This window comes from Nocardia sp. NPDC060249, from assembly GCF_042728755.1.
GTDB lineage: Bacteria > Actinomycetota > Actinomycetes > Mycobacteriales > Mycobacteriaceae > Nocardia.
In genome coordinates this window covers 24,519-50,436 of sequence record NZ_JBHXAQ010000017.1, presented here as the reverse complement: position 1 = coordinate 50,436, position 25,918 = coordinate 24,519, and the positions used below count along the sequence as shown (strand labels likewise).

At 68.8% G+C, this 25,918-nt stretch carries 22 protein-coding genes; 7 read left to right on the top strand and 15 right to left on the bottom strand.

Features of this window, described 5'->3' with window-relative positions; genetic code table 11:
- Positions 1 to 43: 43 nt before the first annotated feature.
- The 3 genes from lspA to ACFWFP_RS32125 are packed head-to-tail and all read left to right on the top strand — an operon-like array spanning position 44 to position 2,404.
- Positions 44 to 661 (top strand): signal peptidase II, encoded by a 618-nt coding sequence (lspA, locus tag ACFWFP_RS32135; protein ID WP_379301373.1) that lies wholly within the window; start codon positions 44 to 46, stop codon positions 659 to 661.
- The gene (locus ACFWFP_RS32130) at positions 658 to 1,584 is read left to right on the top strand and encodes an RluA family pseudouridine synthase (RefSeq protein WP_379301371.1); all 927 of its coding nucleotides are present in this window, start codon (positions 658 to 660) and stop codon (positions 1,582 to 1,584) included. Before lspA ends, ACFWFP_RS32130 begins: the two co-directional genes overlap by 4 nt.
- Positions 1,577 to 2,404 carry a hypothetical protein gene (locus tag ACFWFP_RS32125; RefSeq protein ID WP_379301369.1) on the top strand — a complete coding sequence of 276 codons (828 nt, stop codon included), beginning with the start codon at positions 1,577 to 1,579 and terminating at the stop codon, positions 2,402 to 2,404. Before ACFWFP_RS32130 ends, ACFWFP_RS32125 begins: the two co-directional genes overlap by 8 nt.
- A gap of 75 nt (positions 2,405 to 2,479) precedes the next feature.
- On the opposite strand, the gene ACFWFP_RS32120 is transcribed toward ACFWFP_RS32125, so the two are convergent.
- Positions 2,480 to 2,653 (bottom strand): hypothetical protein, encoded by a 174-nt coding sequence (locus ACFWFP_RS32120; RefSeq protein WP_379301367.1) that lies wholly within the window; start codon positions 2,651 to 2,653, stop codon positions 2,480 to 2,482.
- A 125-nt stretch (positions 2,654 to 2,778) separates the two neighbouring features.
- The gene (locus tag ACFWFP_RS32115; RefSeq protein WP_379301365.1) at positions 2,779 to 5,202 is read right to left on the bottom strand and encodes a cation-translocating P-type ATPase; all 2,424 of its coding nucleotides are present in this window, start codon (positions 5,200 to 5,202) and stop codon (positions 2,779 to 2,781) included.
- 34 nt (positions 5,203 to 5,236) lie between these two features.
- Between ACFWFP_RS32115 and rarD the strand changes: the two genes are divergently transcribed.
- Together rarD and ACFWFP_RS32105 are read left to right on the top strand one after the other, a co-directional pair.
- The gene (rarD, locus tag ACFWFP_RS32110) at positions 5,237 to 6,154 is read left to right on the top strand and encodes an EamA family transporter RarD (RefSeq protein WP_379301363.1); all 918 of its coding nucleotides are present in this window, start codon (positions 5,237 to 5,239) and stop codon (positions 6,152 to 6,154) included.
- A gap of 123 nt (positions 6,155 to 6,277) precedes the next feature.
- Positions 6,278 to 7,207 carry an ADP-ribosylglycohydrolase family protein gene (locus ACFWFP_RS32105; protein ID WP_379301361.1) on the top strand — a complete coding sequence of 310 codons (930 nt, stop codon included), beginning with the start codon at positions 6,278 to 6,280 and terminating at the stop codon, positions 7,205 to 7,207.
- A 106-nt stretch (positions 7,208 to 7,313) separates the two neighbouring features.
- On the opposite strand, the gene ACFWFP_RS32100 is transcribed toward ACFWFP_RS32105, so the two are convergent.
- The 3 genes from ACFWFP_RS32100 to ACFWFP_RS32090 all read right to left on the bottom strand — a co-directional run bounded on the left by ACFWFP_RS32100 (position 7,314) and on the right by ACFWFP_RS32090 (position 12,514).
- Complete coding sequence (locus ACFWFP_RS32100; protein WP_379301359.1) at positions 7,314 to 10,553, bottom strand: arabinosyltransferase domain-containing protein; 3,240 nt, start codon at positions 10,551 to 10,553, stop codon at positions 7,314 to 7,316.
- Positions 10,554 to 10,658: 105 nt separating this feature from the next.
- On the bottom strand, positions 10,659 to 11,156 hold the full coding sequence (locus ACFWFP_RS32095) for a hypothetical protein (protein WP_378636720.1): 498 nt from the start codon (positions 11,154 to 11,156) through the stop codon (positions 10,659 to 10,661).
- Between the two features lie 59 nt (positions 11,157 to 11,215).
- Positions 11,216 to 12,514 carry a DNA polymerase IV gene (locus ACFWFP_RS32090; protein ID WP_379301447.1) on the bottom strand — a complete coding sequence of 433 codons (1,299 nt, stop codon included), beginning with the start codon at positions 12,512 to 12,514 and terminating at the stop codon, positions 11,216 to 11,218.
- A gap of 176 nt (positions 12,515 to 12,690) precedes the next feature.
- Here ACFWFP_RS32090 and ACFWFP_RS32085 point away from each other — a divergent pair, with 176 nt between their 5' ends.
- Complete coding sequence (locus tag ACFWFP_RS32085) at positions 12,691 to 13,572, top strand: UTP--glucose-1-phosphate uridylyltransferase (protein WP_379301357.1); 882 nt, start codon at positions 12,691 to 12,693, stop codon at positions 13,570 to 13,572.
- Here ACFWFP_RS32085 and ACFWFP_RS32080 read toward each other — a convergent pair.
- Positions 13,569 to 14,099: an NlpC/P60 family protein gene (locus ACFWFP_RS32080; RefSeq protein WP_379301355.1), complete on the bottom strand. Its 531-nt coding sequence runs from the start codon at positions 14,097 to 14,099 to the stop codon at positions 13,569 to 13,571. The genes ACFWFP_RS32085 and ACFWFP_RS32080 overlap by 4 nt on opposite strands.
- 273 nt (positions 14,100 to 14,372) lie before the next feature.
- On the bottom strand, positions 14,373 to 14,906 hold the full coding sequence (locus ACFWFP_RS32075; protein WP_379301353.1) for a TetR/AcrR family transcriptional regulator: 534 nt from the start codon (positions 14,904 to 14,906) through the stop codon (positions 14,373 to 14,375).
- Positions 14,907 to 15,017: 111 nt separating this feature from the next.
- Between ACFWFP_RS32075 and ACFWFP_RS32070 the strand changes: the two genes are divergently transcribed.
- Entirely contained in the window at positions 15,018 to 15,431 is a 414-nt protein-coding gene (locus ACFWFP_RS32070; RefSeq protein ID WP_063005377.1) for an organic hydroperoxide resistance protein, read from the top strand.
- Positions 15,432 to 15,491: 60 nt separating this feature from the next.
- Here ACFWFP_RS32070 and ileS read toward each other — a convergent pair whose 3' ends face one another.
- The 8 genes from ileS to ACFWFP_RS32030 all read right to left on the bottom strand — a co-directional run bounded on the left by ileS (position 15,492) and on the right by ACFWFP_RS32030 (position 25,848).
- Positions 15,492 to 18,626: an isoleucine--tRNA ligase gene (ileS, locus tag ACFWFP_RS32065; protein ID WP_379301351.1), complete on the bottom strand. Its 3,135-nt coding sequence runs from the start codon at positions 18,624 to 18,626 to the stop codon at positions 15,492 to 15,494.
- A 282-nt stretch (positions 18,627 to 18,908) separates the two neighbouring features.
- Positions 18,909 to 19,109 carry a hypothetical protein gene (locus ACFWFP_RS32060; RefSeq protein ID WP_067459298.1) on the bottom strand — a complete coding sequence of 67 codons (201 nt, stop codon included), beginning with the start codon at positions 19,107 to 19,109 and terminating at the stop codon, positions 18,909 to 18,911.
- Between the two features lie 89 nt (positions 19,110 to 19,198).
- Positions 19,199 to 20,056: a DivIVA domain-containing protein gene (locus tag ACFWFP_RS32055; protein WP_379301349.1), complete on the bottom strand. Its 858-nt coding sequence runs from the start codon at positions 20,054 to 20,056 to the stop codon at positions 19,199 to 19,201.
- Positions 20,057 to 20,116: 60 nt separating this feature from the next.
- On the bottom strand, positions 20,117 to 20,419 hold the full coding sequence (locus ACFWFP_RS32050) for a YggT family protein (RefSeq protein WP_056816435.1): 303 nt from the start codon (positions 20,417 to 20,419) through the stop codon (positions 20,117 to 20,119).
- Positions 20,420 to 20,508: 89 nt separating this feature from the next.
- Complete coding sequence (locus ACFWFP_RS32045) at positions 20,509 to 21,264, bottom strand: cell division protein SepF (protein ID WP_379301347.1); 756 nt, start codon at positions 21,262 to 21,264, stop codon at positions 20,509 to 20,511.
- 108 nt (positions 21,265 to 21,372) lie between these two features.
- Positions 21,373 to 22,104: a YggS family pyridoxal phosphate-dependent enzyme gene (locus ACFWFP_RS32040; protein ID WP_379301345.1), complete on the bottom strand. Its 732-nt coding sequence runs from the start codon at positions 22,102 to 22,104 to the stop codon at positions 21,373 to 21,375.
- Entirely contained in the window at positions 22,101 to 22,832 is a 732-nt protein-coding gene (pgeF, locus tag ACFWFP_RS32035) for a peptidoglycan editing factor PgeF (protein ID WP_379301343.1), read from the bottom strand. The genes ACFWFP_RS32040 and pgeF overlap by 4 nt, the downstream gene beginning before the upstream one ends.
- 76 nt (positions 22,833 to 22,908) lie before the next feature.
- Entirely contained in the window at positions 22,909 to 25,848 is a 2,940-nt protein-coding gene (locus ACFWFP_RS32030; RefSeq protein ID WP_379301341.1) for an AAA family ATPase, read from the bottom strand.
- Between the last annotated feature and the right edge of the window lie 70 nt (positions 25,849 to 25,918).

Genomic DNA, 25,918 nt, shown 5'->3' with positions numbered 1-25,918 from the left:
CACCGCGGCGCGGGCCGGATCAGCACTAAGGAATGATGGACGCGTGAGTGAAGACCGGCCATCCGACAACGCTGCTGTCCCCGAGACCGGCGACGACTCCGCCACACCGTCGGCGGCTGCCGTGCCAGAGGCTGCCGAGACGGCGAAACCCGCTGGTCGCCGGCGTTTGACGACGTTGCTGATCATCGCCGTCGTCCTGTTCGGGCTCGACCTGCTGACCAAGTGCCTCGCGGTCGCCTTCATCGACCCGGGCGAATCGGTGCCGATCATCGGCGATTTCGCGCGGTTCACCCTGGTCCGCAACCCGGGCGCGGCGTTCTCGATGGCGACCGGCATGACCTGGCTGCTCACCCTGATCGCCGCCGCGGTGGTGATCGGTGTGATCCGGATCGGACGCACCCTGCGATCACTGTGGTGGGCCATCGGCCTCGGCATGGTCCTGGGTGGCGCGCTGGGCAACCTGGTCGACCGGCTCTTCCGATACCCAGGCCCGCTGCAGGGCCATGTGGTCGACTTCGTCGCCGTCGGCTGGTGGCCGGTCTTCAACGTCGCCGACTCGGCCATCGTGTGCGGGGCGATCCTGCTGGTCGCGCTCACCGTGTTCGGTTTCGAACCGGACGGCACCCGCAGCGGTCGCAAACACACCGAGGAGACCGCATGAGAGAAACCAGGACGATGCCCGTTCCCGACGGACTGGACGGGATGCGGGTGGACGCGGGTCTGGCCCGCCTGCTCGGCCTCTCGCGGACCGCGGTGGTGGCGCTGACCGAGGACGGCTCGGTGCAGATCGACGGGGTCGCCGCGGGCAAGTCCGACCGGCTGACCGCGGGCGCGTGGCTGGAAGTGATCTTCCCCGAACCCAAGCGCGAGCTCACGGTCGAGCCCACCCCGGTCGACGGGATGAACATTCTCTACGCCGACGACGACATCGTCGCCGTGGACAAGCCGATCGGGGTCGCCGCGCACTCCGGCGTCGGCTGGACCGGTCCGACCGTGGTCGGCGGCCTGGCCGCGATGGGCTACCGAATCTCCACCTCGGGCGCGCACGAGCGCCAGGGCATCGTGCACCGGCTCGACGTGGGCACCTCCGGAGTGATGGTGGTGGCACAATCCGAACACGCTTACACGATGCTCAAGCGCGCCTTCAAGGAACGCACGGTCGACAAGCAATACCATGCACTCGTGCAGGGACACCCGGATCCGAGCAGCGGCACCATCGACGCGCCGATCGGGCGTGCGCGGGGCAATGCCTGGAAGTTCGCGGTGACCGGCGACGGCAGGCCCAGCGTCACCCACTACGACACCCTCGAGGCGTTCCAGGCGGCCAGCCTGCTCGACGTCCACCTCGAGACCGGCCGCACGCACCAGATCCGGGTGCACTTCTCCGCGGTCCGCCACCCCTGCGCGGGCGACCTCACCTACGGCGCCGACCCGACGCTGGCCAAACGCCTCGGCCTGGAACGGCAGTGGCTGCACGCGCGTCAGCTCGGCTTCCACCACCCCGCCGACGGTCGCTGGCTCGAGATCACCAGCGAGTACCCCGACGATCTGGCGGGCGCCTTGGACGTACTACGCAATGCCTGACGACCCGCGGTCGTCCGAACCGGCGCCGGATGCGGCGCCGGACGACCGCGGGGATTCACCGGCCGGGCAGGCACCGGCGGACGGCGGTCCGGGTTCGACCGCCGCGGATCTCGGGAACATGCCCGCCGAATCGACTGCCGCCGAGCACGATTCGGTCGACCGGCGGATATCGCTGCGCAACTCGGTGATCTTCGGGATCGCGGCTGCCGGCGCGGCGATCCTGTTGGTGATCGCCTTCCGCGAACCGCCGCCCGCGTCGGCGGTGGCCACCGATCGGCTGGGGCCCGCGCCCGGCGAGCAGGTCGAGCAATACCTGGTCGACGCGAAGGCTTCCCTCGACGGTGGCGACACCGACCAGCACTGGGCGCTGGTGTCGTTCACCGAATACATCGCGCCCCCACAGCTTCCGGCCGTAGCCGACGGACTGCGGATCTCCGGGGTGATCCAGCACGTGCCGGTCGACCGGGTCCAGACGCCGGTGATCACCGTCGCGACGCCGGGTGGTGACGAGCCCGCGGTGAAGTCCGGCGAGGCGGCCGCGGGGTTGGTGGCGGCCCAGCAGTTCCGCGACGAGCGCAGCGCCGCGATCGCTCACGTCACCGAGAGCCGCCTGCGTGCGGGCTGCGCGTGCACGGCGGGCATCGTGGTGCACGGCACCCTGTCCCAGTTACGTGAGCTCGCAACACAACCCGGCATCCGGACGGTGCAGGCGTTACCGGCCGACGCCATCGCGGGACGCTTCGCGGTGAGTCCGCTCCTGCCCGGCACCGGCGACACCGTCACACCGAACCCCGACGACGGCCCGGTTCCTGCCGAGTAACACTCCGGTCACTGCCGCTCGATCGCGCTGAGCCGCGGTGTCTACTGAGCCGCGGTGTCTACTGAGCCGCGGTGTCTACTGACGATCGCTGCCGCGACGCGCTTCGGCCATCACCCACAGCTCGCGGGCCCGGTCGACATCTCCGGCCTGGTCATAAGCAGCTGCCATTAATTCCAGCGCATCCACGTCGAGCCGATCGATCTGCTCGATGAGCTCGGCGAACAGATCATCCAGTTCGCCGGGGGTCACCGGGTGGTCCCGAGACGGTGCGAAAGCGGCAGCAATACCTCCATAACCGGCAAAGGTACTCCAACACCGAATGTTCATCCGGCACAAGGGTTCTCGAAAACCACCCGACCCGAGTCAGTGGCCGGTCACGCCCCCTGCGCGCCCACCGGGGGAAAGAGCTTGCCCGCGCCGCCCGAGCGCCGCGCCTGCACCCACCATGCCAGCTCGACCAGCACGATGCCGACCACACCGCAGACCACCGCCGCCAGCGTCAGGCGCGGGTTGGAGGGGTCGAGTTTGAAGAACTCGCGGGTGAACGGGATCGTGAACAGCGCGACATAGGCCAGCACGGACACCGCGATCAGCACGACTTTCCACCACACGTACGGCCGCGCGACCAGCACCAGCACCCATACCGCGATCATGATCAGGGTGATCAACGCGGTGGTGCCCGCCTGTACCTTCTGCGTTTCCGTGGCCTCCGGCCCGGCGTAGGCGATGAGGTAGGCCACGAACGTCGCCACGCCGATCACCACGCCCGAGGGCACGGCCAAGCGCATCACCCGGCCGACGAAGCCGGTGCGGGCACGCTCGTTGTTGGGCGCGAGCGAGAGCACGAACGCGGGGATGCCGATGGTGAACCAGGCCGCGATGGTGACGTGGCGCGGCAGGAACGGATACCCGATGGGGTCGTAGCCGAAGATCTGCGATCCCACACCGGCCAGACCGACGAGGAAGGCCAGCAGCACCGAGTACACGGTCTTGGTGAGGAACAGGTTCGAGACGCGTTCGATATTGCCGATCACCCGGCGCCCCTCCCCCACCACGTAGGGCAGGGTCGCGAACTTGTTGTCCAGCAACACGATCTGCGCCACCGCGCGGGTGGCCGGGCTACCGGCGCCCATCGCGACACCGATATCGGCGTCCTTGAGCGCCAGCACGTCGTTGACGCCGTCACCGGTCATGGCGACGGTGTGCCCGCGCGACTGCAGAGCACCGACCATGGCGCGCTTCTGGTCGGGACGCACACGGCCGAACGTGGTTTCGCGATCGAGCACGTCGGCGAGCGCGGCCGGATCGTCGGGCAGGGTGCGCGCGTCGACGGCGTGATCACCGCCGGGCAGATCGAGCGAGGAGGCGACCGCGCCGACCGACACCGCGTTGTCGCCGGAGATCACCTTGATCGAGACCTGCTGGCTCGCAAAGTATTCCAGGGTTTCCTTGGCGTCGGGACGCACCTTCTGCTCGAGCACCACCAGCGCGGCGGGCTCGACCCGGCCAGGCGCGTCCTCGGCGTCGACCGAGCGGTCGCTGCGCGCCAGCAGCAGCACGCGCAGCCCCGACGAGCCGAGCCGCTCGGCGTGGGCGGCGTCGTCGGAGGCGGGATCGAGCAGCACGTCGGCCGCACCGAGCAGCCAATCACCGTGGGCGCCATAGGAAATGCCGCTCCACTTCTTGGCCGAGGAGAAGGGCGCGACGGCGGTCTGCGACCAGCCGGGGGAGTCGGGCAGCGCTTCGGCGATGGCCTGGACACTGGCATTGGGACGCGGGTCGTCGCTCGCGAGCGCGGCCAGCGCGGCCTTCACCCCGGCCTCGTCGAACGCGCCGAGCGGTTCGACCTGCGCCAGGCGCATACCGTTCTCGGTGAGCGTGCCGGTCTTGTCGGCACACACCACGTCGACCCGGGCCAGGCCCTCGATCGCGGGCAATTCCTGCACCAGGCACTGGCGTTTACCCAGGCGAACCACACCGACCGCGAAGGCGATCGACGTCATCAGGACCAGGCCCTCGGGAACCATCGGCACCAACGCCGCGACCATGCCGGTGACGGCCGGGCGCCACGATTCCCCGCTCGAGACCAGCTGGTTGTAGATGCTGAGCAGCCCGGCGGGAATGAGCAGGTAGGTGATGAATTTCAGGATCTTGTCGATGCCCGACCGCAATTCGGAGTGCACCAGCGTGAACTTGCTGGCCTCCTCGGCCAGTTTCGCCGCGTAGGCGTCCTTGCCGACCTTGGTCGCGCGGTAGGCGCCCGAACCCGACACCACGAAACTGCCCGACATCACCGGCGCGCCGACGCCCTTGTCGATCGGGTCGGCCTCACCGGTCAGCAGCGATTCGTCGATCTCGAGCGCGGCGGCCTCCTCGACCTCACCGTCGACCACGATCTGGTCGCCGGGGCCGAGCTCGATCAGATCGTCGAGCACCACCTCGCCGGGGGCGACCTGCTGGGCGACGCCGTCGCGGCGCACCGTCGGTTTGGCCTGGCTGACGATCGCCAGCTCGTCCAGGGTCCGCTTCGCCCTGACCTCCTGGATGATGCCGACCGCGCTGTTGGCCACGATGAGCAGCCCGAACATGCCGTCGATGATCGAACCCGTCGACAGCACCAGCAGGAACAGCACCCCGAGAATGGCGTTGATGCGGGTGAAGACATTCGCGCGGACGATCTCGCCGACCGACCGGCTCGCCCTGGCGGGGACGTCGTTGGTGCGCCCGTCGCGGCGGCGCTCGTCGACCTGTGCGGCGGTGAGCCCGGCAGCCGCCGGTTCCTGCACGGAAATGGACATGCTCGCCAGATTAGCCGGTCGTAACATGGGATGAATGCAGCGCAGCTCATCCCCGCCCGGTGTCGTTTTCGGGGCGGGGGCCTACCTCATCTGGGGTTCGTTCGCCGCCTTCTTCGGGCTGTTGTCGTTCGCCTCGCCCGCGGAAGTGGTGGCGCAGCGGATCGTGTGGACGCTGGTCGTGGTGCTGCTCGTGCTCACGCTGACGGGGCGACTGGGGAACGTGCGCGGGATCGATGCCAGGACCTGGCGCCTGGCGGCCGCGGCCTCGGCGGCGTTGTCGCTGAACTGGGGCGTGTACGTATTCGGCGTCACCACCGGGCACATCGTGGAATGCGCGCTCGGGTACTTCATCAATCCGCTGGTCACCGTCGCCATCGGCGTGTTGCTGTTCCGGGAGCGGCTCACCAGGGCGCAGTGGGTGGCGTTGGGGCTGGGCGCGCTGGCGGTGGTGGTGCTGACCGTCGACTACGGCAGGCCGCCGGTGATCGCGCTGATTCTGGCCTGCTCGTTCGCGGCCTACGGGCTGGTGAAGAAGGTGATCCGGCTCGACGCGCTCCCCGGCATCGCGGCCGAGGGTATTGTCGCCGTGCCGTTCGCGCTGGCCTTTCTGATCGTCTTGATGGCCACCGGCCGCAGTGAGATGACGTCCAGCCCTGCCCATTTCGGTCTCATGCTGGCCACCGGGCCGGTCACGCTGCTGCCGCTGCTGCTGTTCGCCGTGGCGGCCAAGCGGGTCCCGCTCTCGACCATGGGCATCCTGCAATACCTCACCCCCGCCCTGCAGATGGCCTGGGGCGTGGCGGTCATGCACGAACCCATGCCCGTGTCACGCTGGGCCGGATTCGCCTTGATCTGGACGGCGCTGGCGGTGTTCACCACCGACGCCCTGCTGCGGGCACGTCGCACCAGGCAGCTCTCCGTGGCCGAGGCGGCGGACGCGATCACGCGCTAGCCCGATCCGGTGTCACACCGGAAGCTCGATTCGGTGTCACACCGGTGTGAATCACCGGTGGATCACAAGCCGACCGGTAGGCTTGTCAATCGGACGATCGGAGGGTGGATACACCCGAGAGGGGTGGATTCTGTGCACGATGCGGGGTACTCGGATCGGGTCGCCGGCGTGCTGGTCGGTACCGCCGCCGGCGATGCGCTGGGGGCGGGCTACGAGTTCACTCAGCCAGGTCCGGACACGGTGATCGACATGATCGGCGGCGGGGTGTTCGACTGGGCGCCGGGCGAGTGGACCGACGATACGTCGATGGCCGTCGCCGTGGCGGTCGCCGCCGCCAGTGGGCCGGGAATCGATCTCGACGCGGTCGCGGCCGGGTTCATCTCCTGGTACGACTCGAAGCCGCCCGACATCGGGAACCAGACGCGAAACGTGTTGTCCGCCCGACCTTCCTCCGCGCTGGACATGCAGGCCGTGGCGATGTCGCTGACCGGCCGAACCGGCGGCAACGGCTCACTCATGCGGACCGCGCCGGTCGCGCTGGCCTATCTCGACGACGCCGCCGAATGCGTCGCGGCGGCGGGGCGGGTCGGCTTGCTCACCCACTACGACGAGAACGCTGTCGAGGCGTGCAAGATGTGGACCTACGCCATCCGGCATGCCGTCCTGAACGCCGATTTCGACGGGGTTCGCGAATACATCAGCGGCTCAGCGCAATCCGCGTATTGGACTGACCGGCTGGACGAAGCGGAGAAGGGCACCCCCGCCGACTTCCCGAACAACGGTTGGGTCGTGCACGCCCTGCAGACCGCGTGGTGGGCCATCACGAGCACCGATCAGTCGACGCCCGAGCACCTTCCACTCGCACTGGAGGCGTGCGTGCGCGCCGGAAACGACACGGACACCACCGCGGCCATCGCTGGCGGCCTGCTCGGCGCCCGCTGGGGAGCCTCCGCTGTACCCGCCCGCTGGCGCGCCATCCTGCACGGCTATCCCGGCCTCTCCGGCGCCGATCTCCCCGACCTCGCTCTGCGCATCGCTACCAACTCCCGCTAGGCGTGGCTCCCGCCAGGCGTGGCTCCCGCCAGGCGTGGCCGAGATGGCACCACACCTAGTGCAAGGAAACCACGCCCACACCGCTCTGCGATCCCGAGACGGGCGGCTACCAGGCGGTGATGACGGGGCCGGGAGTCCAGGTGCCCCAGCGGTTCGCGGAGTCGACGGTGACCTTCGCAGGGGAGGCGGTGGTGTCGAGCGGCAGATACTGCTCGAGCGAGCCCCAGTCCCTGTCCCAGTCGTTGTTCAGGTACGTCGGCAGGGTACGGGCGGTGAAGAGGAGCTGGGTCCAGCCGAGCGGACCGCCGCCGTCGTGGCCCTGCCAGAGGTTGGTGATGGTGGCGCCGTTGCGGTCGGGCAGGATGCGGTATTCGGGGAGCTCGGCGATGCCGTTGTAGGTGGGCATCTGGTTCTGGCACGGGAAGTGCAGTCCCACAGCCCAATCCAGCAACACCGGCGCCTCACGGCCGACCAATGCGCTGAGCGTGGTGGTCTGCGGCATGCGCGGCGGGGTGACCGCGAGCCACTGGTCGGCACCGAGGTCCTTGTCGGCGGCGACCAAGCGAACAGCGCTCGTCTCGGCGGGCAGCTGGTCCATCGGGACACGCAGATTGCGCCACATCGGCGCCGGGCCGATATCGGTCGGCGAGATCTGGCCGGTCACGGTGACGCTGCCGTCGGCCGCGGCGGTGCCGTACTCGAGGGCCAGTTCCTGGCCGGGGTGAACGATGCCGTCGGCATCGACCGAGCGGATCCGGCCTGCTACCGACATCGCGAGCAGCGGGCCGCGCGGGCCGTCGGGCAGCCGGAACCAGCCCGTGGTCAGCGCGGCGGGCTCCTGGGTGCCGGGCCGGTAGCTACCGAGAACCGGGGTGGTCGCGGGGTCGAGACCGAAGGGCAGTTGCAACGAGCCCTGCCGTGACTCCGAGCCCGCCGAGGTGGCGGCGTCGCGCGGCTTGTCGGGGTCGTCGGACACCGAATTCGCTTGGCCGGTGGTCGATTCCACCTCGTCGGAGGTGAGCACCGGCGCGACACCGCCGGCCCGGAAGCCGGTCGAGTCGGTGCCGTTCATCGTGCTGGTCATATCGCCGGACAGCGGCGCGAGCATCGACGCGTTCGGGTCGGTTTCGACGAGTACCTCGTCGGCCATCCCACACCCACCGGCGAAAGCCGCGGAGAGGTTGGAGCCGGCGAGCGAATACGCGGGGTACTGGGCGACGGTGGCCTTGGCGAAGGAGGCCACCTCGAACAGCACCATCATCGCGGCGGCGACAGCGAGAACGGGGGTCCCCGCGAACCAGCCGACCTTGGCCTTCGGGTTCAGGTTCGGGTGGACGTGGAACCACGCGGCCGCGGCGAGCGCCAGCAGGGTCAGACCGACGAACACGGTCGAGACGCCGTAACCGGCGACGGTCGGCGGCTTGTCCCACCAGGGAATCCCCCACGAGGAGACATACCAGTAGCCGTTGGCGCCGACCCAGGTCATGGCGAGGGCGAAGAAGACACCGGCGGCGAACAGCGCGCGATTGCGCATCGGCCGCAGGACGTGCCCGCTCACCGCGACCGCCGTCACCGCGGCGACACAGGTGGCCAGGCCCGCGAACACACCGAACTGGTGGGTCCACTTGGTGGGCGAGAACATCATCAGCACCATGGCGGCGAGGGTGATACCGAGCATGCGCCGGGTCGGGCCGACGGCGATGCCGGGGATGTGGCCACCGCGCCGCAGCATGACGGCAATGCAGACGATGAGGCCGATCAGCATCGCGAAGACGCCGAAGCGCCTGGTCAGCCAGCCATCGGCATTGAGTTGCAGCAGGTATTGGTAGCGCAGGAACTCGAAGAACCAGGACTCCCCCGGCCCGATCACGTTGTGCACGGCGAACATCTCCCGCACCCCGGCGAAGGTCCGGTCGGCGAAGACGACGGTGAGCACCACCGTGCCCGCGGCCAGAATCGGGAGCAGTTGCGCGAGGTAGCCCACCGACTTCGACCGCGTCACGATCATCGCGGTGACGACACGCGCACCGGCCACCAAGGCGCCGAGGCAGATCAGGCCCGAGGGCGCGCCGGTGAGGGTAAACGCGGCCACGATCACCGCCACGGCGAACGGGACGAGTCGACGGGTCGCGATCGCCCGTTCGACCGATACCCACGTGACCAGAACACCCAGCGCGACAACGAATTCCGCACGCAGCCCGTTGTTGTAGGGCAGCCAGAAGGCCAGGAAGACGAAGGCCGCGGTCCACGTGGCGATGCGTTCGCGGCGCACCGCGACGCCGAGGCGGGGCAGTACTTCGCGGCTGATCAACCACCAGGTGAGCACGCCCGCACCGAGGGCGGGTAGCCGGACCAGCGGGCTGACCGCGGAGATGTGGGTGAGCCAGCCGATGATGTCGACGTACGGGGTGTAGAACGGGCCCTCGTCGAGGCTGAACCAGCGGTAGTAATTGGACATGTTGCCCGAACTGCGCGCACCCCGCGCCATGCCGAGGATGTAGCCGTCGTCGGAGGTGTTGGCGCCGATGAAATGCCAGACGAGCAGCACCGAGAACACCAGCCAGTCGACCGGGCGCAGCCGCCACCAGCGTTGCGGCAGGAATCGGCGCGCGGAGCGGCCGTCGAGGGCGTCGAGACGGTGCAGCGCGAACAGCGACACCGCTGTGGCCAGCAGGCACAGCACGATGGCAGCCAGTTTGAGCCAGGTCGGGGACGACGTGTAGCGGGCGTCGACGTCGACACGTACCGCGAGGTCCGCGGGGGCGGCGCCGGTGAGCTCACTGAATACGCCGACGACCTGGGGACGCAGATCGGCGGCGACGGCGGCACCCTCGCCGACACCCGTTGTGGTGACCGTGGATTCCTGCGGAGTGATCGCGATCGTCAGCGCGCAGGATCGGTCGAGCACGTCGGCCAGCGGGGCCGTCCACACCAGGGTCGAGCGCGAGACCACGTCCACCCGGCCGGGACGTTCGGCGGTATCGGCGACCACCTTCACGACGAAGCCGTACTTCTCCATATCGGCCGATTGCCGCGGCACGGTCGAGACCGCGACACCGCCGGTCGCGGCCAGCGAACTCAGCGCGGCGCACGGCACCGTCGCCGAGAGGGCGGCGGGCGCGTAGGCGACGAGCGGCGACTCGACCGCGGCGGGCGACCCCTGTTGGGGCCAGGACACCGTCGCGGCGTCGACCCGCACGGGCAGGAACGGGATCACCGCGGCACTGAGAATGCCGATCAGTCCCGCGACGATCGCGACGATGCGCGCCCACCCGGGGCGATCACGTCGCGCCGGCTCCGACACATCCTTGGGCGGATGCCCCTGCCGCACGATCGTCTCTACCACGGGGCCCGATAGTAGCCGCGCCACCGGCAGCAGGCGAAACACCGTCGCGACTCACACGCGAAAGCCCCGCCCGGAAACGTCCGAACGGGGCCGGGGCGTGGCAGATCAGGGGCAGGCGACCGAGGTCTGGCCCAGGTTGGTCATCATGCCGCAGGCCCACGACTTCTGGACCTTCCACTTGCCGTCTTCGGCCACGAACGGCACGTCGACGACATTGGTCTGGCCGTTGACCGTGAAGTTGGCCTTGGCGTTGACACTGTCGCCGAAGGAGGTCACCTCGGTGACCTGCACCTGAACATTGGCGTCCGAGGCGGCCTGGGCCAAGCGGTTCGGCAGCTCGGGGTCGGCCTCGCCGCCCTGCACGAAGTCCAGCTTCTGGTCGTTGGGGACCGAGGGATCCAGCGCGGTGGTGAGCTGCTGGTTGAGCTGTTCCACGGTCGGCACCGGGGGCAGGTCCGCGGCCGCCGACGCCGACGCCTTCGCGCTGGTGGTGGCTTTGGCGGCGGGCTTGTCACCCTTGTCGTCGCTGCACGCGCTCAGGCCGAGGGCGGCGACCACGGCCAGTCCGGCGATCGCTACACGTCCGGTCGTACGAAGCTTCAACTGCTCGTCCTTTGCGTTCGAGGTGGGAGTGATTCCATCGCGGTAGCCGAGGCTACTCTTCACGCGAGACTGGCGAGCGGATCGGCCCGTGTCAGCCCCGTGTCATCGGCTGGAAAGGTACGCGCCGCACCGGGACCTGTCGAACTGGTCTCGAAACGCACGGTCACCACGCCGTAGCCCGCGCCCTGCACCCAGCCGTGCCCGAATTCCGGATGATGCACATCCATTCCCGGAAACCACAGTCCCGCAGGCAGATCCGGCTCGTCCGGGGACGGCGGCGGCGGATCCTCGACAGTGCCGAGATCGGCGGGCACCGCCTGATCCAGTTCGGGGAACAGCGATTCCTGGCGCACCAGCGACAATCCCCCGTAGCCCACACCGACGAGCCGGATCGGGCCCAGTTCGGCCGGATCAATCGCCGAACGCTGCGCGGCCGCGGCCAGGGTGGCCAGGTCGGCGGTGGCGTACGGCAGAGTGAAGGACCTGGTCACGATGCCCATATCGGACTTCCTGAGCTTGAGGACCACGGTGCGGGCGGCGCGGCCGTCGCGTTCGAGCCTGCGATGCGCCGACGCGGCCATCGCGGTGACGGCGGCGCGCAGGTCGGCCATGGTGACGATGTCGCGCTCGTAGGTGTTCTCGGCGCTGATCTGCTTGGCCTCGGCGCGTTCGGTGACCGGACGGTCGTCGATCCCGCGCGCGAGCCGGTGCAGGGCGGCGCCCATGCTGCCACCGAGGGTCGAGACAGCCTCCGATTCCGGCAGCGCGGCGAACGCGCCGACCGTCTCGATGCCGAGGCTGCGCAGTCTGGACTCGGCCACCGGGCCGATCCCCCACAGCTTGCGCACCGGCAGCGCGGCGAGCAACGCACCCTGCTCCGAAGGCGAGATGACCCGCATCCCATCGGGTTTGGCGAGACCGGAGCCGATCTTGGCGAGTTGTTTCCCGGTCGCCGCGCCGATCGAGGCGGTGAGCCCGGTCTGCGCTCGGACCAGCGCGCGCAGCATCGCGCAATAGTCCTCGACCTGCCCGACACTCGCTCCGGCCAACTCGGCCGGTTCGGCGAAGGCCTCGTCGAACGACAGCGTCTCCAGTACCGGAACACGGCTGCGCAACGCGTCGAACACCTGCCCGCTCAGCACCGAGTACAGCGCGCCACGCGGCGGGACGACCACCGCCGACACGCCGATCAACCGCCGGGCCTGGTGCATCGGCATGGCCGAGCGCGCGCCGTAGACCCGAGCCTCGTAGCTGGCCCCCGCGACGACACCGCGCTGACTCGCCCCACCCACGAGGACCGGGCGGCCACGCAGCGTGGGTCTGGTCAATTGTTCGACCGACGCGAAGAAAGCATCCATATCGATGTGCAGCACCCAGCGACGGGCGGTGACCGCCGCATCCGGCCTGGCCGGAGCCCCGGCGGCAGGGGTGTGGGTGCTCACGAGCGCAATCTACGCCGCGCCACCGACAATTCCTCGAGCCGTTGCCAGCCGTCGCACACCGATCACACAGCCGAATATGTGATGATCGGGAGATGAAGATCCGCAAGGCTGTCATTCCGGCGGCGGGAATCGGCTCCCGGCTGCTTCCGCTGACCAAGGCGACGCCGAAGGAGATGCTGCCGGTCGGGGACAAACCGGTCATCGAGCACACCGTGCGTGAGCTGGTGTCCTCCGGGATCACCGACATCACCATCGTCGTGAGCAGCGGCAAGTCGTTGATCCAGGATCACTTCCGGCCGAATCCGGCACTGGTCGCGCAGCTCCGCGCCGACGGCAAGTCCGCCTACGCCGACGCCGTGGAGGAGGTCGGCGAGCTCTCCCGCGAGGGGCACATCACCTACCTCGACCAGCACGGTCCGTACGGTAACGGCACGCCGGTGCTCAACGCCGCACGTCATCTGGGCGACGAGCCGATGCTGGTGCTGTGGCCCGACGATGTGTTCGTCGCCGAGGTTCCGCGCGCTCAGCAGCTGATCACCGCCTACGAATCCACCGGGTGCCCGGTGCTGGCGCTGCTGCCCATGTCGCCGGGTGAGTCGCAGCGCTACGGCGTGCCCGTGGTGCGCGAGGACCTCGACGACGGGCTGCTGCGCATCTCCGGCCTGATGGAGAAGCCCAAGCCCGAGGACGCGCCGTCGGCGTTCGCGGCGATCGGTGGCTACGTGGTGACGCCGGGCATCATCGACGAGCTGCGCATCCAGACCGAGAACTGGTACACCCACCAGACCGGCGAGGTGTACCTGACCGACGCGATCAACAACTACGCCGCCGAGCACGCGGTGTACGGCCAGGTCATCCAGGGCCGCTGGTACGACACCGGCAACCCGGCCGACTACCTGGTGGCCCAGTTCGCCTCGGCGCTGGCCCATCCCGAATACGGCCCGCTGCTGCGTCAGCTGGTGGACGAGAACTAGAACCGGCGAATCGCGAAGATATCGAATTCTCGCAGCGGGTGCAGGCCGACCGGGACGCCCCAATCGTGGGCGTCGAGGAGCTGGCCCATGCCCGCGTAGATGCCGACATGGGAGCCGTCGCCGTTGAGGATGACGACGTCGCCCGGCGCCAGACCGCCGAAGGTCACCGGGAGGCCGACCTTCGCCTGCTCCCAGGTAGTGCGCGGTAGGGAGACGCCGACCTGCCGGAACGCCCACTGGACCAGCGCCGAGCAGTCCCAGGAGTGCGGGCCCATGGCGCCCCACTCGTACGGTTTGCCGAGCTGGGTCATGGCGGCGGTGAGTGCGCCGATACCGGTGGCGCTGGGAAACGGAATCATGCCGGAGCCACTGGAACTCCCCGATGATGATCCCGACGCTCCCGAGCCCGACTCTCCCGAGCCCGACGCGCTACCCGGCTGGGAAAAGGCGGGACCGGCGAGGGCTGCTGTCGTGGTGACGGTGGCGACGAAGCCGAAGGCCAACCGTCTCAGGATTTTTCGCTTCATGTGCGCGCCCTTCCTCACGGCCGGGAGTCGATCTTCCGGCTGGTCGGCTATCGGGCGGCATCGCCTGATCCTCGGGTGAGCCACCCACTGATCCGGTGTCGCGCCGGGAGGTTGCCATCCTCGGCGCGGCACCGTTTCCACAGGACAATCGTCACGAGCAGTTACTGTCGCCTCAGCGGTTCCATGCGCATCAGCAGCAACATCACGATTGTGCCGGACAGGCTCGTCGATGTCATCGACTTCAGCAACTTTCCAGCATATTTTTGAGAACGCTCAGGCGATGTGGGTCAACGCCGCACGGATGCCGGCGCGCACCGTGTCGCCGTCACCGACACCGCCGCTGATGGTGACGCCGTCACGGGTGAGCAGCAGGGCACGGGCCGCGTCGTCCGGGGCGGAATGGCCGCCCGCACGGAGGTGTTCGGCCATCAGTTCGCGAAACCAGGTGCGGTAATCGTCGACGACGCGACGCACGGGGTGTCGCGGGTCGGGGAATTCGACGGCGGCATTAAGAAAGGGGCAGCCACGGAAGCCGGGGCCGCAACTGATGTCGCTGAGAGTGTCGAAGATGGTGGTGATAGTGGCGAAGCCCTCGCCGGGCACCGATTCCAGCGCGTCGCGCTGGCGGGCGTATTCGCGCTCCAAATAGGCGACCACCAGGTCTTCTTTGGTCTTGAAGTGTCGATAGAACGTGGCTTTGGCGATGCCGGCCTCGGCGATGATCCGGTCGATGCCCACCGTGTGGACACCCTCGGTATAGAACAACCGGGTTGCCGTGTCGAGTAGACGTTCACGAGCCGCACTCATCGCCTGACCTGTGTCCTTTCCGGGAATCAGCGCTTCCTCTTGACGATACCAGACAGGTCTGTCTACTCTGGGGTTCACAAGCGAACAGACAAGTCTGTCTAGGAGGACAACATGGCACCCCTCTACACCGCGGTCGCAACCTCGGTCGGCCGCGACGGCCGTTCCTACACCGATGACGGCGTCCTCGATCTGACGCTCGCCCGCCCCAAGGAGATGGGCGGCGACGGCGCGGGCACCAACCCGGAGCAGCTCTTCGCGGCGGGTTATTCGGCCTGTTTCGCCAGTGCGCTGCAGTTGGTCGCCAAGCGGATGAAGCTCGACGCCGACGACGCCTCGGTGACCGCCGAGGTCGGTCTGAACCCCCTGGAAGGCGGCCGGTTCGGACTCTCGGTCGTGCTGCGCGTGGAACTGCCGGAGCACCTGCACAACGAGCAGGGGAACCAGCTCATCGAGGCCACCCACCAGGTGTGCCCGTACTCCAACGCCACCCGGGGCAACATCCCGGTGGAACTGGTTGTCGAGTAACCACATTCACGCGAAAAAGGGCGGGACCAGCAGGTCCCGCCCTTTCGCTGTCCGGCAGTACTAGACCTTCGTGACCGACACCTTCACACCACCGGTGATCTCGGCGGCATCGGCCCCGGCATCACCGAAAGTCAGTGCGGTGGCGAGGATTTCCCCGGCGATCAGGTCGCGGTGGGTCGCGGCCCACTCCGCCCGCTCGGCGGGAACGTCCAGCACCACACTGATCCGGTCGGACACCTCCAGCCCCTGCGACTTCCGGGTCTCCTGCAGGTCACGGATCAGGTCGCGGGCCCAGCCCTCGGCCTCCAGCTCCTCGGTGACCACCGAGTTCAGCACCACCAGGCCGGCATTGCCGGGCAGGGCGGCGGTGGACTCGGGTTCGGCGGCCACCAGACGCTGGGTGTACTCCTCGGGCAGCAGGGTGATCCCGGCGGCGGTGACGACACCGTCGGCGGACTCGCTCCACTCCCCCGCCTTGACGGCCTTGATCACCGTCTGGACCTGCTTGCCGATGCGCGGGCCCGCGGCGCGCGCGTTGACGACCAGCTCGAACCGGCCGTGCGCCGAGACATCGGTGGTCAGGTCGACCTTCTTGACGTTGACCTCGTCGGCGATCAGCTCGGTGAACGGCGCGAGCCGCTCGGCATCGGCCGCGGCGATGGTGACCTCGGCCAGGGGCAGCCGCACCCGCAGGTTCTGCGCCTTGCGCAAGCTCAGCACCGTCGAGCACACGACCCGCACCTCGTCCATGGCGGCGACGAGTTCGGGATCGTGCGGCAGCTCGGTCTCGGTCGGCCAGTCGGTGAGGTGCACCGAACGCTCGCCGGTGAGCCCGCGCCAGATCACCTCGGTGATCAGCGGCAGCAGCGGCGCGGCGAGACGGGTGACCACCTCCAGCACCGTGTGCAGGGTGTCGACCGCGTCGCGGTCCTCGGACCAGAACCGCGAACGCGAACGGCGCACATACCAATTGGTGAGCGCGTCGGCGAACCCACGCAACTCGTCGGCGGCACCGGCGATGTCGTAGGTCTCCAGTGCCTCGGTGACAACGTCGCGGGTGACCGCGAGCTTGGCGAGGATGTAGCGATCGAGCACGTTCGGCGAATCCGTGCGCCACACGCCGGGCTTCGAGGCGTAGAGCTGCAGGAAGGTCCACGCGTTCCACAGCGGCCGCATCGCATGGCTCACGCCCTCGCGGATGCCACGCTCGGTGACGATGAGGTTGCCGCCACGCAGGATGGGCGAGCTCATCAGGAACCAGCGCATGGCGTCGGAGCCGTCGCGGTCGAAGACCTCGTTGACGTCGGGATAGTTGCCCTTCGACTTCGACATCTTCAGGCCGTCGTCACCGAGCACGATGCCGTGCGCGGCCACCGTTTTGAACGACGGCGAGTCGAACAGCGCAGTCGAGAGCACGTGCAGCGTGTAGAACCAGCCGCGGGTCTGCCCGTTGTACTCGACGATGAAATCGCCGGGGAAGTGGCTGTCGAACCACTCCTTGTTCTCGAACGGGTAGTGCACCTGGGCGTAGGGCATCGAGCCCGACTCGAACCAGCAATCGAGCACCTCGGGGACCCGGCGCATCGTCGAATTCCCGGTCGGGTCATCGGGATTGGGCCGGGTGAGATCGTCGATGTGCGGGCGGTGCAGGTCGGTGGGGCGCACGCCGAAGTCGGCTTCGAGCTGGTCGAGCGAACCGTAGACGTCCACGCGCGGGTAGGCCGGGTCGTCGGAGACCCAGACCGGGATCGGGCTGCCCCAGTAGCGGTTGCGGCTGATGTTCCAGTCGCGCGCGCCTTCGAGCCACTTGCCGAACTGGCCGTCGCGGATGTGCTCGGGCACCCAGCTGATCCGCTGGTTCAGCTCGACCATCCGGTCGCGGAACTTGGTGACCGCGACGAACCAGGACGGCACGGCCATGTAGATCAGCGGCTGACCGGAGCGCCAGCTGTGCGGGTAGGAGTGCTCGATCGTCTCGTGCCGCAACAGCTTTCCGGCGGCCTTGAGATCCTTGATGATCACCGGGTTGGCATCGAAGACCATCAGGCCCTCGTACGGCGGCACCATCGAGGTGAACTTGCCCGCCGGGTCGAGTGGCTGCACGATCTCGATGCCGTTGGCCGTCGCGACATCCATGTCCTCTTCACCGAAAGCCGGTGCGAGGTGGACGATTCCGGTTCCGGAGTCGGTGGTGACGTAGTCGGCGGTGAGCACGCGGTGCGAGTTCGGGTGGCCGACGAAGAAGTCGAACGGCGGGGCGTAGGACAGGTCGGACAGGGCGGCACCGTCGTACTCGCCGAGCACCTGCGGCTGCTCGCCCAGTTCGCGGCTGTAGTGCGACAGACGTTCGGCGGCAAGCAGGTAGCGCTTGTCGTCGGCGCCGCGCACGTGCACGTAGCGCACGTCGGGGTGTACCGCGATCGCCAGGTTGGACGGCAGGGTCCACGGCGTGGTGGTCCAGATCAGCGCGTTCGCGCCGTCCAGCGCGGCGAAGGGATGCTCGGCGGGGACGCTCAGGCGCATGTCCACGGTGACCGCGGGGTCCTGGCGCATCTTGTACGCGTCGTCGAGGCGGGTCTCCTGGTTCGACAGCGGCGTCTGCTCGTACCAGCTGTAGGGCAGCACGCGGAAGCCCTGGTAGATCAGGCCCTTCTCGTGCAGCGACTTGAACGCCCACATGACCGACTCCATGAAGTCGAGATCGAGGGTCTTGTAGTCGTTGTCGAAGTCGACCCAGCGGGCCTGCCGGGTGACGTAATCGCGCCACTCACCGGTGTAGCGCAGTACCGACGACTGACAGGCGGCGTTGAACTCGGCCAGCCCCATCTCGTCGATCTGGGCCTTGTCGGTGATACCGAGCTGCTTCTCGGCTTCGATCTCGGCGGGCAGACCGTGGGTGTCCCAGCCGAAGCGGCGGTCGACCTTCTTGCCACGCATGGTCTGGAAGCGCGGGATCAGATCCTTGACGTAGCCGGTCAGCAGGTGGCCGTAGTGCGGCAGACCGTTCGCGAACGGCGGCCCGTCGTAGAAGACGAACTCACCCTCACTGTCGCGATTGTCGATGCTGGCGCGGAAGGTGTCGTCGCGGGCCCAGTAGTCGAGCACCTGGGTTTCGAGCTCCGGGAACGTGGCGCCCGAACCCGCGCCGAAGTCGACCCGGGGGTAGGCGCTGCCGGTAGTTGTCTCGTCCGCCATCGCGGATTGCTCCTCGTGCCGCCGCGCCGTGAGCGCGAGATGTGGGCACGGGGACGATGTCGGCGCCGGTGCGCCGTACCGCGGTACCACCCCGTTTGCCTGATCCCCTCCCTACGAAGGGGTTCAGGCCTCTCGTTGTGTGAGCTGTGACGGGCTCACCCGTTCGGTTCTACTGAGCGCTGACGTGCGCCGTTCTTCCGAAGGCTCCCCGGTGATAGCCGGATCGGTGCCATGTGTAGTTCGATTCTAACCGGGCTCGTCCAGTGGATATTCCGCGCCCGTTCAGTTCCGCCGGGCGTGTCGGCCGGGCGGGACCGGTTCGCTCTCGGGTTTTCGGGTGGCCAGCGCGCTCACGAGCAAACTCGCGGCACCGACTACGCAGATCAGAATGCACCCCCACGCCCACACCACCGAACCGGTGGCGAGCGCCGCGACGAGCAGTCCGAAACCGATCGCCGCCAGAACAAGCGTCAAGACGAGCATGGTGACTCCCAAGCCAACCGAGCAGCCCGACGATAACTGGGCATTCCCGAATCACGCGACGCGCTGCGTCGCGCGACTCGGGAACTAGTTTACTTGCCGCCCTTGGCGAAGGAGGCCGGAGCCAGACTGTTGGCCGAACCGTTGGTTTCGCCCGCGAACTCGCCGCCGTCGACCGGCACGGCCGACCCACGGTTCTCGAGCTCTTCCAGCTGCGATTCCAGGTACGACTTCAGGCGCACGCGGTACTCGCGCTCGAACGTCTTCAGCTGCTCGATACGGCTTTCCAGCACCGTGCGCTGCTGCGTGATCGTGGCCATGATCTCGGCGTGCTGACGCTCGGCGTCGGCGGTGAGCGCCTCGGCCTTGTCCTTGGCCTGCCGGATCTGGGTGTCGGAGCGGTTCTGCGCGTCGGCCAGCATCGCGTCGGACTTCTGCCGCGCGTCGGCGATCATCGCTTCCGAACGGGTGCGGGCGTCGCCGACCAGTCGCTCGGAGTTTGCTCGCGCGTTCGAGAGCAGTCCCTCGGCCTCGGTCTTGGCGTCGGTGGTCAGGCGGTCGGCCATCTCCTGCGCCAGGGTGAGCACCTTCGCGGCCTGCATGTTCGCGTCCGGGCCGTTGTTCTGCGCCGGCGCCGCGACGGGCATCGGGGCGGGCGGCGCGACCGGAATCGGCTGCGGAACGGGTTCCGGCGCGGGAGGAGGTGCCTGCTGCACGGGCGCCTTCGGGGCGCTGACCGGGGCAGGACCACGGTTCTTCTTGGCGTCGGCCAGCTCGGTGTCGAGTTCGGCGACCCGCTGACGCAGGTCGGCGTTCTCCTCGATCAGGCGCGAAAGCTCCTGTTCGACGAGATCCAGGAAAGCATCGACCTCGTCCTCGTTGTAGCCGCGCTTACCGATCGGCGGTTTGCTGAACGCGACGTTGTGCACATCGGCAGGAGTCAGCGGCATCGAAGGATCCCTTCACGCGTCTTTTGGAGAACTAGCAAGCGGTCTTCTCGATTCATTGTGTCACACGGAGGTCACGGGCTGACCGAGCCTACCCACGATCGACATCAGGATGAAGACGAGGAAGAGCAGGACCATTATCGAAAGATCGAGACGAATCCCCCCAAGATTCACAGGAGGTATCAACCGCCTCAGCAGTTTCACCGGGGGGTCGGTCACGGTGAAGATCACCTCCAGGACGATCACCACCACACCGGTCGGGCGCCAGTCGCGCGCGAAACTGCGAATGAACTCGACGATCACCCGACTGATGAGCAACAGCCAGAAGATGAAAAGCACGAGGTACAGAACCGCGAACAGGGCCACGGCTTCACTCTGCCGCAAAATCGGCAGGGTGCAAAATGGCCGCGCCGCGCAGTGCGCGGGCGGCCATCTCGGTATCCGGTGTGCGTTCTCTATTTCTGGTTGTAGAAGCCGTTTTCGGCGATGCGGCGGCGTTCTTCCGCCGATACGTCCACGTCGGCCGGTGAGAGCAGGAACACCTTCGTCGCCACCTTGTCGAACGAACCACGCAGGGCGAAAGCGAGTCCGGCCGCGAAATCGACCAGCCTTTTGGCATCGGCATTGCTCAGATCGACCAGGTCCATGATGACCGGATTTCCCTCACGGAACCGTTCACCGATGATCCTGGCCTCGCTGTAATCGCGCGGACGCAGCGTGGTGATCTTGGACAAGGGACCTCCGTCCTCGAAGATCCCAGGACGTCGCGCGGGTGCGGGCTCGGGGCGCATGCGCTCCTCCAGCCTGCGCTCCTCGGCGTCGGGATCGACCGCGAGCGCACCACGAGTGGAGCCGCGCATACCGGGTGCGACACCGCCTGCCCGGAAGGACCGGCCCGACGACGGCGCCGTTTCGATCCTGGTGGGGCGACGCGGCGTCTCGTAGCGATCGTCGGCGTAGGTGTCGGCGACATAGTCGTCGCGACGCGCCTGGTAGGCCGACTTGTACGCCGGCTGCGGGAAGTCGTCGACCTCGTCCTCGAAACGGTCGGCGCCGTAACGGTCTTCGGCATAGCGGTCGTAGCTGCGCGGACGGGCGCGACCGGCGCGCTCCTCGACGCCGCGAGGGGCATGATCGTCGACGTAGTCGTCTTCGTACTCATCGAGCGGAACCATGCCGAAGTACGCCTTGAACTTATGCAGGGTACTCATCTGGTCGACCTTCCTTCGGCCCCGGTGGCGGCCGGGTGTTGAAGTTCTTGCTCAGCGCCTCTTCAGTCCCAATCGTATGTGTCGAATGTGACTGGTGAGGTTTCTTTGCTACGCCGAGGTTATCGGCCGCGCGCCCATCAAGGCGGTTCCGACACGCACACACGTCGAACCGTGTTCGACCGCAATCTCCAAATCACCCGACATACCTGCAGAAAGTTCGGTGGCTTCGGCGTGTTGCCTCAGCAGCGAAGTGTGCAATGTCGCAAGATTCGCAAACGACACATCACTCGGGGCGTCAAGGGGCGGAATCGCCATCAGACCGGCCAGATGCAGGCCGGGCGCCTTCGCTACCAGGTCGGCCACGGCGAGCAGATCGGCCGGTGCGACACCCCCGCGTCCGGGGTCGGCGTCCAGGCTCACCTGCAGCAGCACCCGCAGCGGCGCGATACGCTCGCCGGCTGCGAGTGCGTCCTGCGCCGCCCGGTCCAGGGCGTTTGCCAGGCGTTCGCTGTCGACCGAGGCCACGGTGTGCGCCCATCGCGCGACCGAGCGGGCCTTGTTGCGTTGTAAACGACCGATCATGTGCCATTCGACATCGTCGTAGGCCAGCTGGCCGACCTTCGCCGAGGCCTCCTGCTCGCGCGACTCGCCGAATTCGCGACGGCCGAGAGCGTGCAGGATGGCCACATCGGTGGCGGGGAAGAACTTCGTCACCGGGAGCAGGCGGACCGAACCGGCCGGGCGTCCCGCGGCGTCGACGGCGGCGTCGATGCGCGCGAGCAGGCCGTCGAGGCGGGCCGAGAGCTCTGCGGTGCGGTCGGTCGCGGTCTCTGTCGTCATGCGGCGGGATCCATCCAGATCACGCCGGCGATGCGGCCCGTGGGGGCGCCGCGGCGGTGGCTGAACAGGGTTTTGTCCTCGATGGTGCACCGGGGGTCGACGGCGATTCCGGCGACACCCGCCTCGGTGAGCTGCCGGCGGATGCCCGCGCGCAGGTCGAGACCGGGGGTTTTCCGGACGGTGGTGGTCGCGCTGCCGGGCAGGTGGGCTTCGACGTCGGCGCGCATCGCGGCGGGGACCTCGTACTGGCGACCCGAGGCGGCGGGACCGAGGAAGGCGCCGATGCGGTCGACGCGTGCGCCGGCCGAGACCATCGCGTCCAGCACGCGCCCCACGATGCCGATCCGGGCGCCGACGCGGCCCGCGTGCACGGCGGCGATGACGCCTGCCTCGTCGTCGGAGAGCAGGATCGGCACGCAGTCGGCGGTGAGCACCACCAGCGCCAGTCCCGGCACGGTCGTGACCAGTGCGTCGGTCACCGGCACCGGTTCGGCGCGCGGCCCGTCGACGATCTCCACAGTGCGTCCGTGGACCTGCTCCATCCACACCAGCCGGTCAGGGGTGAGGCCGATGCCTTCGGCCAACCGAATCCTGTTGCGACGCACGGCTTCCGGATCGTCACCGACGTGATCACCCAGGTTGAACGAGTCGTAGGGCGCGGCGGAGAAGCCACCGGCGCGGGTGGTGGTCACCCGGCGAACGGTCACGGTAGGCGGTGCGGAAGTCATGTGTTCGAGCGTAGTGCGGTCACCGAGCCGGGCGGTCATCGCGCGCAGTGACCTCGATCAAGCCGGTCGGCGGAGCTCACCCGGTGGACTGCGCGGAGTCGAGCTCGCCGAGCTTGCGGGCGATGCCCGCGCGGCTGCTCAGCCCTAGTTTGCGCAGCACCCGGCCGAGGTGGTCCTCGACGGTGCGGGGGCTGAGATACAGGTGCTCGGCGATCGCTTTGTTGGTATGGCCGTGAGCGGCCAGTTCGGCGACTTCGCGTTCGCGTCCGGTCAGGGCGGCGGGAGTACCGACTCGCCGGGCGCCTGCGAGGCGGCGTTGTTCGGTGGTCACTTCGTCGAGCAGGCGGATGGCCCCGGTGACGACGAACGCCGCGCGCGCGGAAGCGAACCGGCTGGTCGCGGCGCCGAAGTCACCGCTCCTTCCGGCTATCACCCCGGCGAACAACTCGGCCTGCGCCCGGCTCACCACCATCCCGGCGCGGGCGAACGCCGCGATCGCCACCTCGGTGCTCGCGGCCGCCGCCGCCAGATCGCCGGTCGCCGCGGCGTAGTCGGCCCGCGCGAATGCCGCCGCGCCGACCTGGCTGCCCAGACAGTCGACGACCCCGGCGGAATTGTCGTTCACTGTTGTCACCCCGTCGGGCTCCGGGGTCGAGCCCATCGCGGCATCGCCCCGGGCGGGGACGGTCACCGATGCGCGCGTGTCCGCGTAGGCAACCGAAGTCGAGTCGCCCGTGCGGTGATCGCGGATCGCGGTGGCAGGCGGTTCGGCTCGGGCGACCGGGTCCGACGCGAGGGACACCCCGCCCGCGCCGAGGTGGGCGGCGGCTTCAGCGCGGGTGATCAGTGCGGCGGCGGTGACGAGGTCGCCCGTGGCGACGGCGGCGTGCGCGGCCCGGGACAGATGGGTCGGGGTCAGCGGGCCGGGGCGGCCGGGTTCGGGTGCGGGTGTGGCGGGAAGGTTCAGAGTTCGGGCGGTTTCGGCGAGGGTTGTCTCCACTGCCTGGCGCCACCAGCGGACGGTGGGGCGTGGGAGGGCGGCGATGGCGTGCCACTGGGTGGTTACCGCCTCGGGTGGGGCAGTCACTTGCAGGGTGCGCAGTTTCAGCGCGCCGGCGAAGGAGACCAGGTCGGGGTAGTGGAAGGTGGTCGCGGCGTCGGTGGCTTCGTCGGCGGCGGCGATGGCCTCGTGCAGGCGGCCCAGTTTCCCCAGGGAGTACGCGCGGACCGTGTGGAGTTCGGCGAGAGCGTAGGTGCGGCCGAAACGGCGGCTCACCGCGATCGCGCGGTCCAGGTGGTGCAGGCCGTCGGCGTCGCGGTCGAGGAAGTACGCGCACCAGCCGAACGCGGGGGCGGCATGGACCACTTCGCGCAGGGCGGTGTCGGTGAGCAGGCCGAAGGCTCGGCCGCAGGGGTCGTAGAGCTGGGCGGCCTCGGCGATGCGCACGTCGGCGAGCAGGCCGAGGCAGCGCAGGGCGATCGCGGCGGCGCGAACGGCCGGGTCGTCGATGGCATCGGAGTCGAACAGGGCGGTGAGGCGGGCCCGGCCTTCGGCGTCCTGGTGGTCCTGCATTTCCAGGATCGCGAGTTCCAGTTGCACCGGTCCGTCGCCGGGGCGGCGAGGCAGCGTCGCACCGTGGGCCAGCAGCGTTCGCGCCTGGTCGATGCGGCCGAGCATGCGCGCGCAACGGGCCGACAGCAGCAGCGCTTCCAACTGGTGCCGACCCGCGGTGGCCGCCGCCGGTTCGAGGGTCTGCCCCGCCTGCTCGGCCGCCCCGGACAGCAACTGCGCCCGGCCCAGCGCCAAGGCGTCGGCGAGTGGGTCGTCGGTCGCGGGCGCGATCCGCGCGGCGGCCGAGAGCCAGCGGGCGCTCGCCGCCGGAGCGTCGGCGAGCACCTGCTCGGCCGCCAGTCGCAGTTCCGCGCCCGCGATCTCGTCGGCGCCGAGCAGCGCGAGCTCGAGATGACGTGCGCGCGAGGGCATCGACGCGCCACGCGCGCGCAGGGCGAGCGCGGCCCTGCGGTGCGCCATCGCCCGCCAGCCGTGCCCGGACACCCGGTAGGCGGCCGTGCGAATCAACGGATGGGCGAAGGTCACCGCACCGTCGGCGGTGCCGACCACGCCGCGCCGAACCAGACCGTCCACCGCCGCGACCACCACAGCGTCCGCGAGAGCGGCCGTCGAGCACAACAATTCGAGGTCGGGCGGCAGACCACACACCGCGATGGCCTGTGCCACGAGCCGCTCGGTGTCCGGAAGCTGTGCCAGCTCGGCGCGGATCGTCCGGTCCAGCGCCGCGTAATCGTTCGACGCGGGGTCGGGTTCCTCCCCGTGCAGTGCCCGGTCCAGCTCACGGTCGGGCAGATCGGCGAGCAGCGTCAGGTACAGCGGATTGCCGTGGGACGCGACGAACAATCTGGCCCGCCGACCCGGGTCCTCCCCCGGCAGCAACCCGTCGACATCGGCCGCGGTGAACGGAGGAACCCGCACGTGCACGGTCCGCACCTGCGGCGCGCGGACCGATCGGGCGATCGACGGTGGGCAGCCACCGTCGCGGAAGGACAGCAGCAGCCGGAATCCCCGAGGCCGGTTCCGAATCAGAAAGGTCAGCAGCCGCAACGATTCCGGGTCCGCCCACTGCGCGTCATCGACGACGAGCAGGGTCTCGACCGCGCCGAGCGCACGCCGCACGTGGCGAACGAGCTCGGCACGGTCGCGGGAATCCGGCGTCACTCCCGAGGCTTCCGGTGCCGCCGCGGACGCGTCATCCGCGTCGGCGCCCACCTGCTCGACGATGTCCTCGGCGAGATAGTGCGGCTGCGACTGGGCGTCTTCGGCGCCGGTGACCACCACGGCCCGGCAGCGGGCCGCGCCGACGAACTCGGCGATCAAGCGGGACTTGCCGATTCCGGCCGGCCCGTCGACCAGCAGCAACCAGGGTGCGTCCGAGCCGGTGAAAGCCGTGTTCAGCGCGGCGAGTTCGGCGGCGCGGCCGACGAATGCGCGTTCGAACATGACACTCCGTACCTCACTGGCGAGATCGGCCGTGGACGGCCGGATCAGAGCATAACGGTGCCACCGCCGC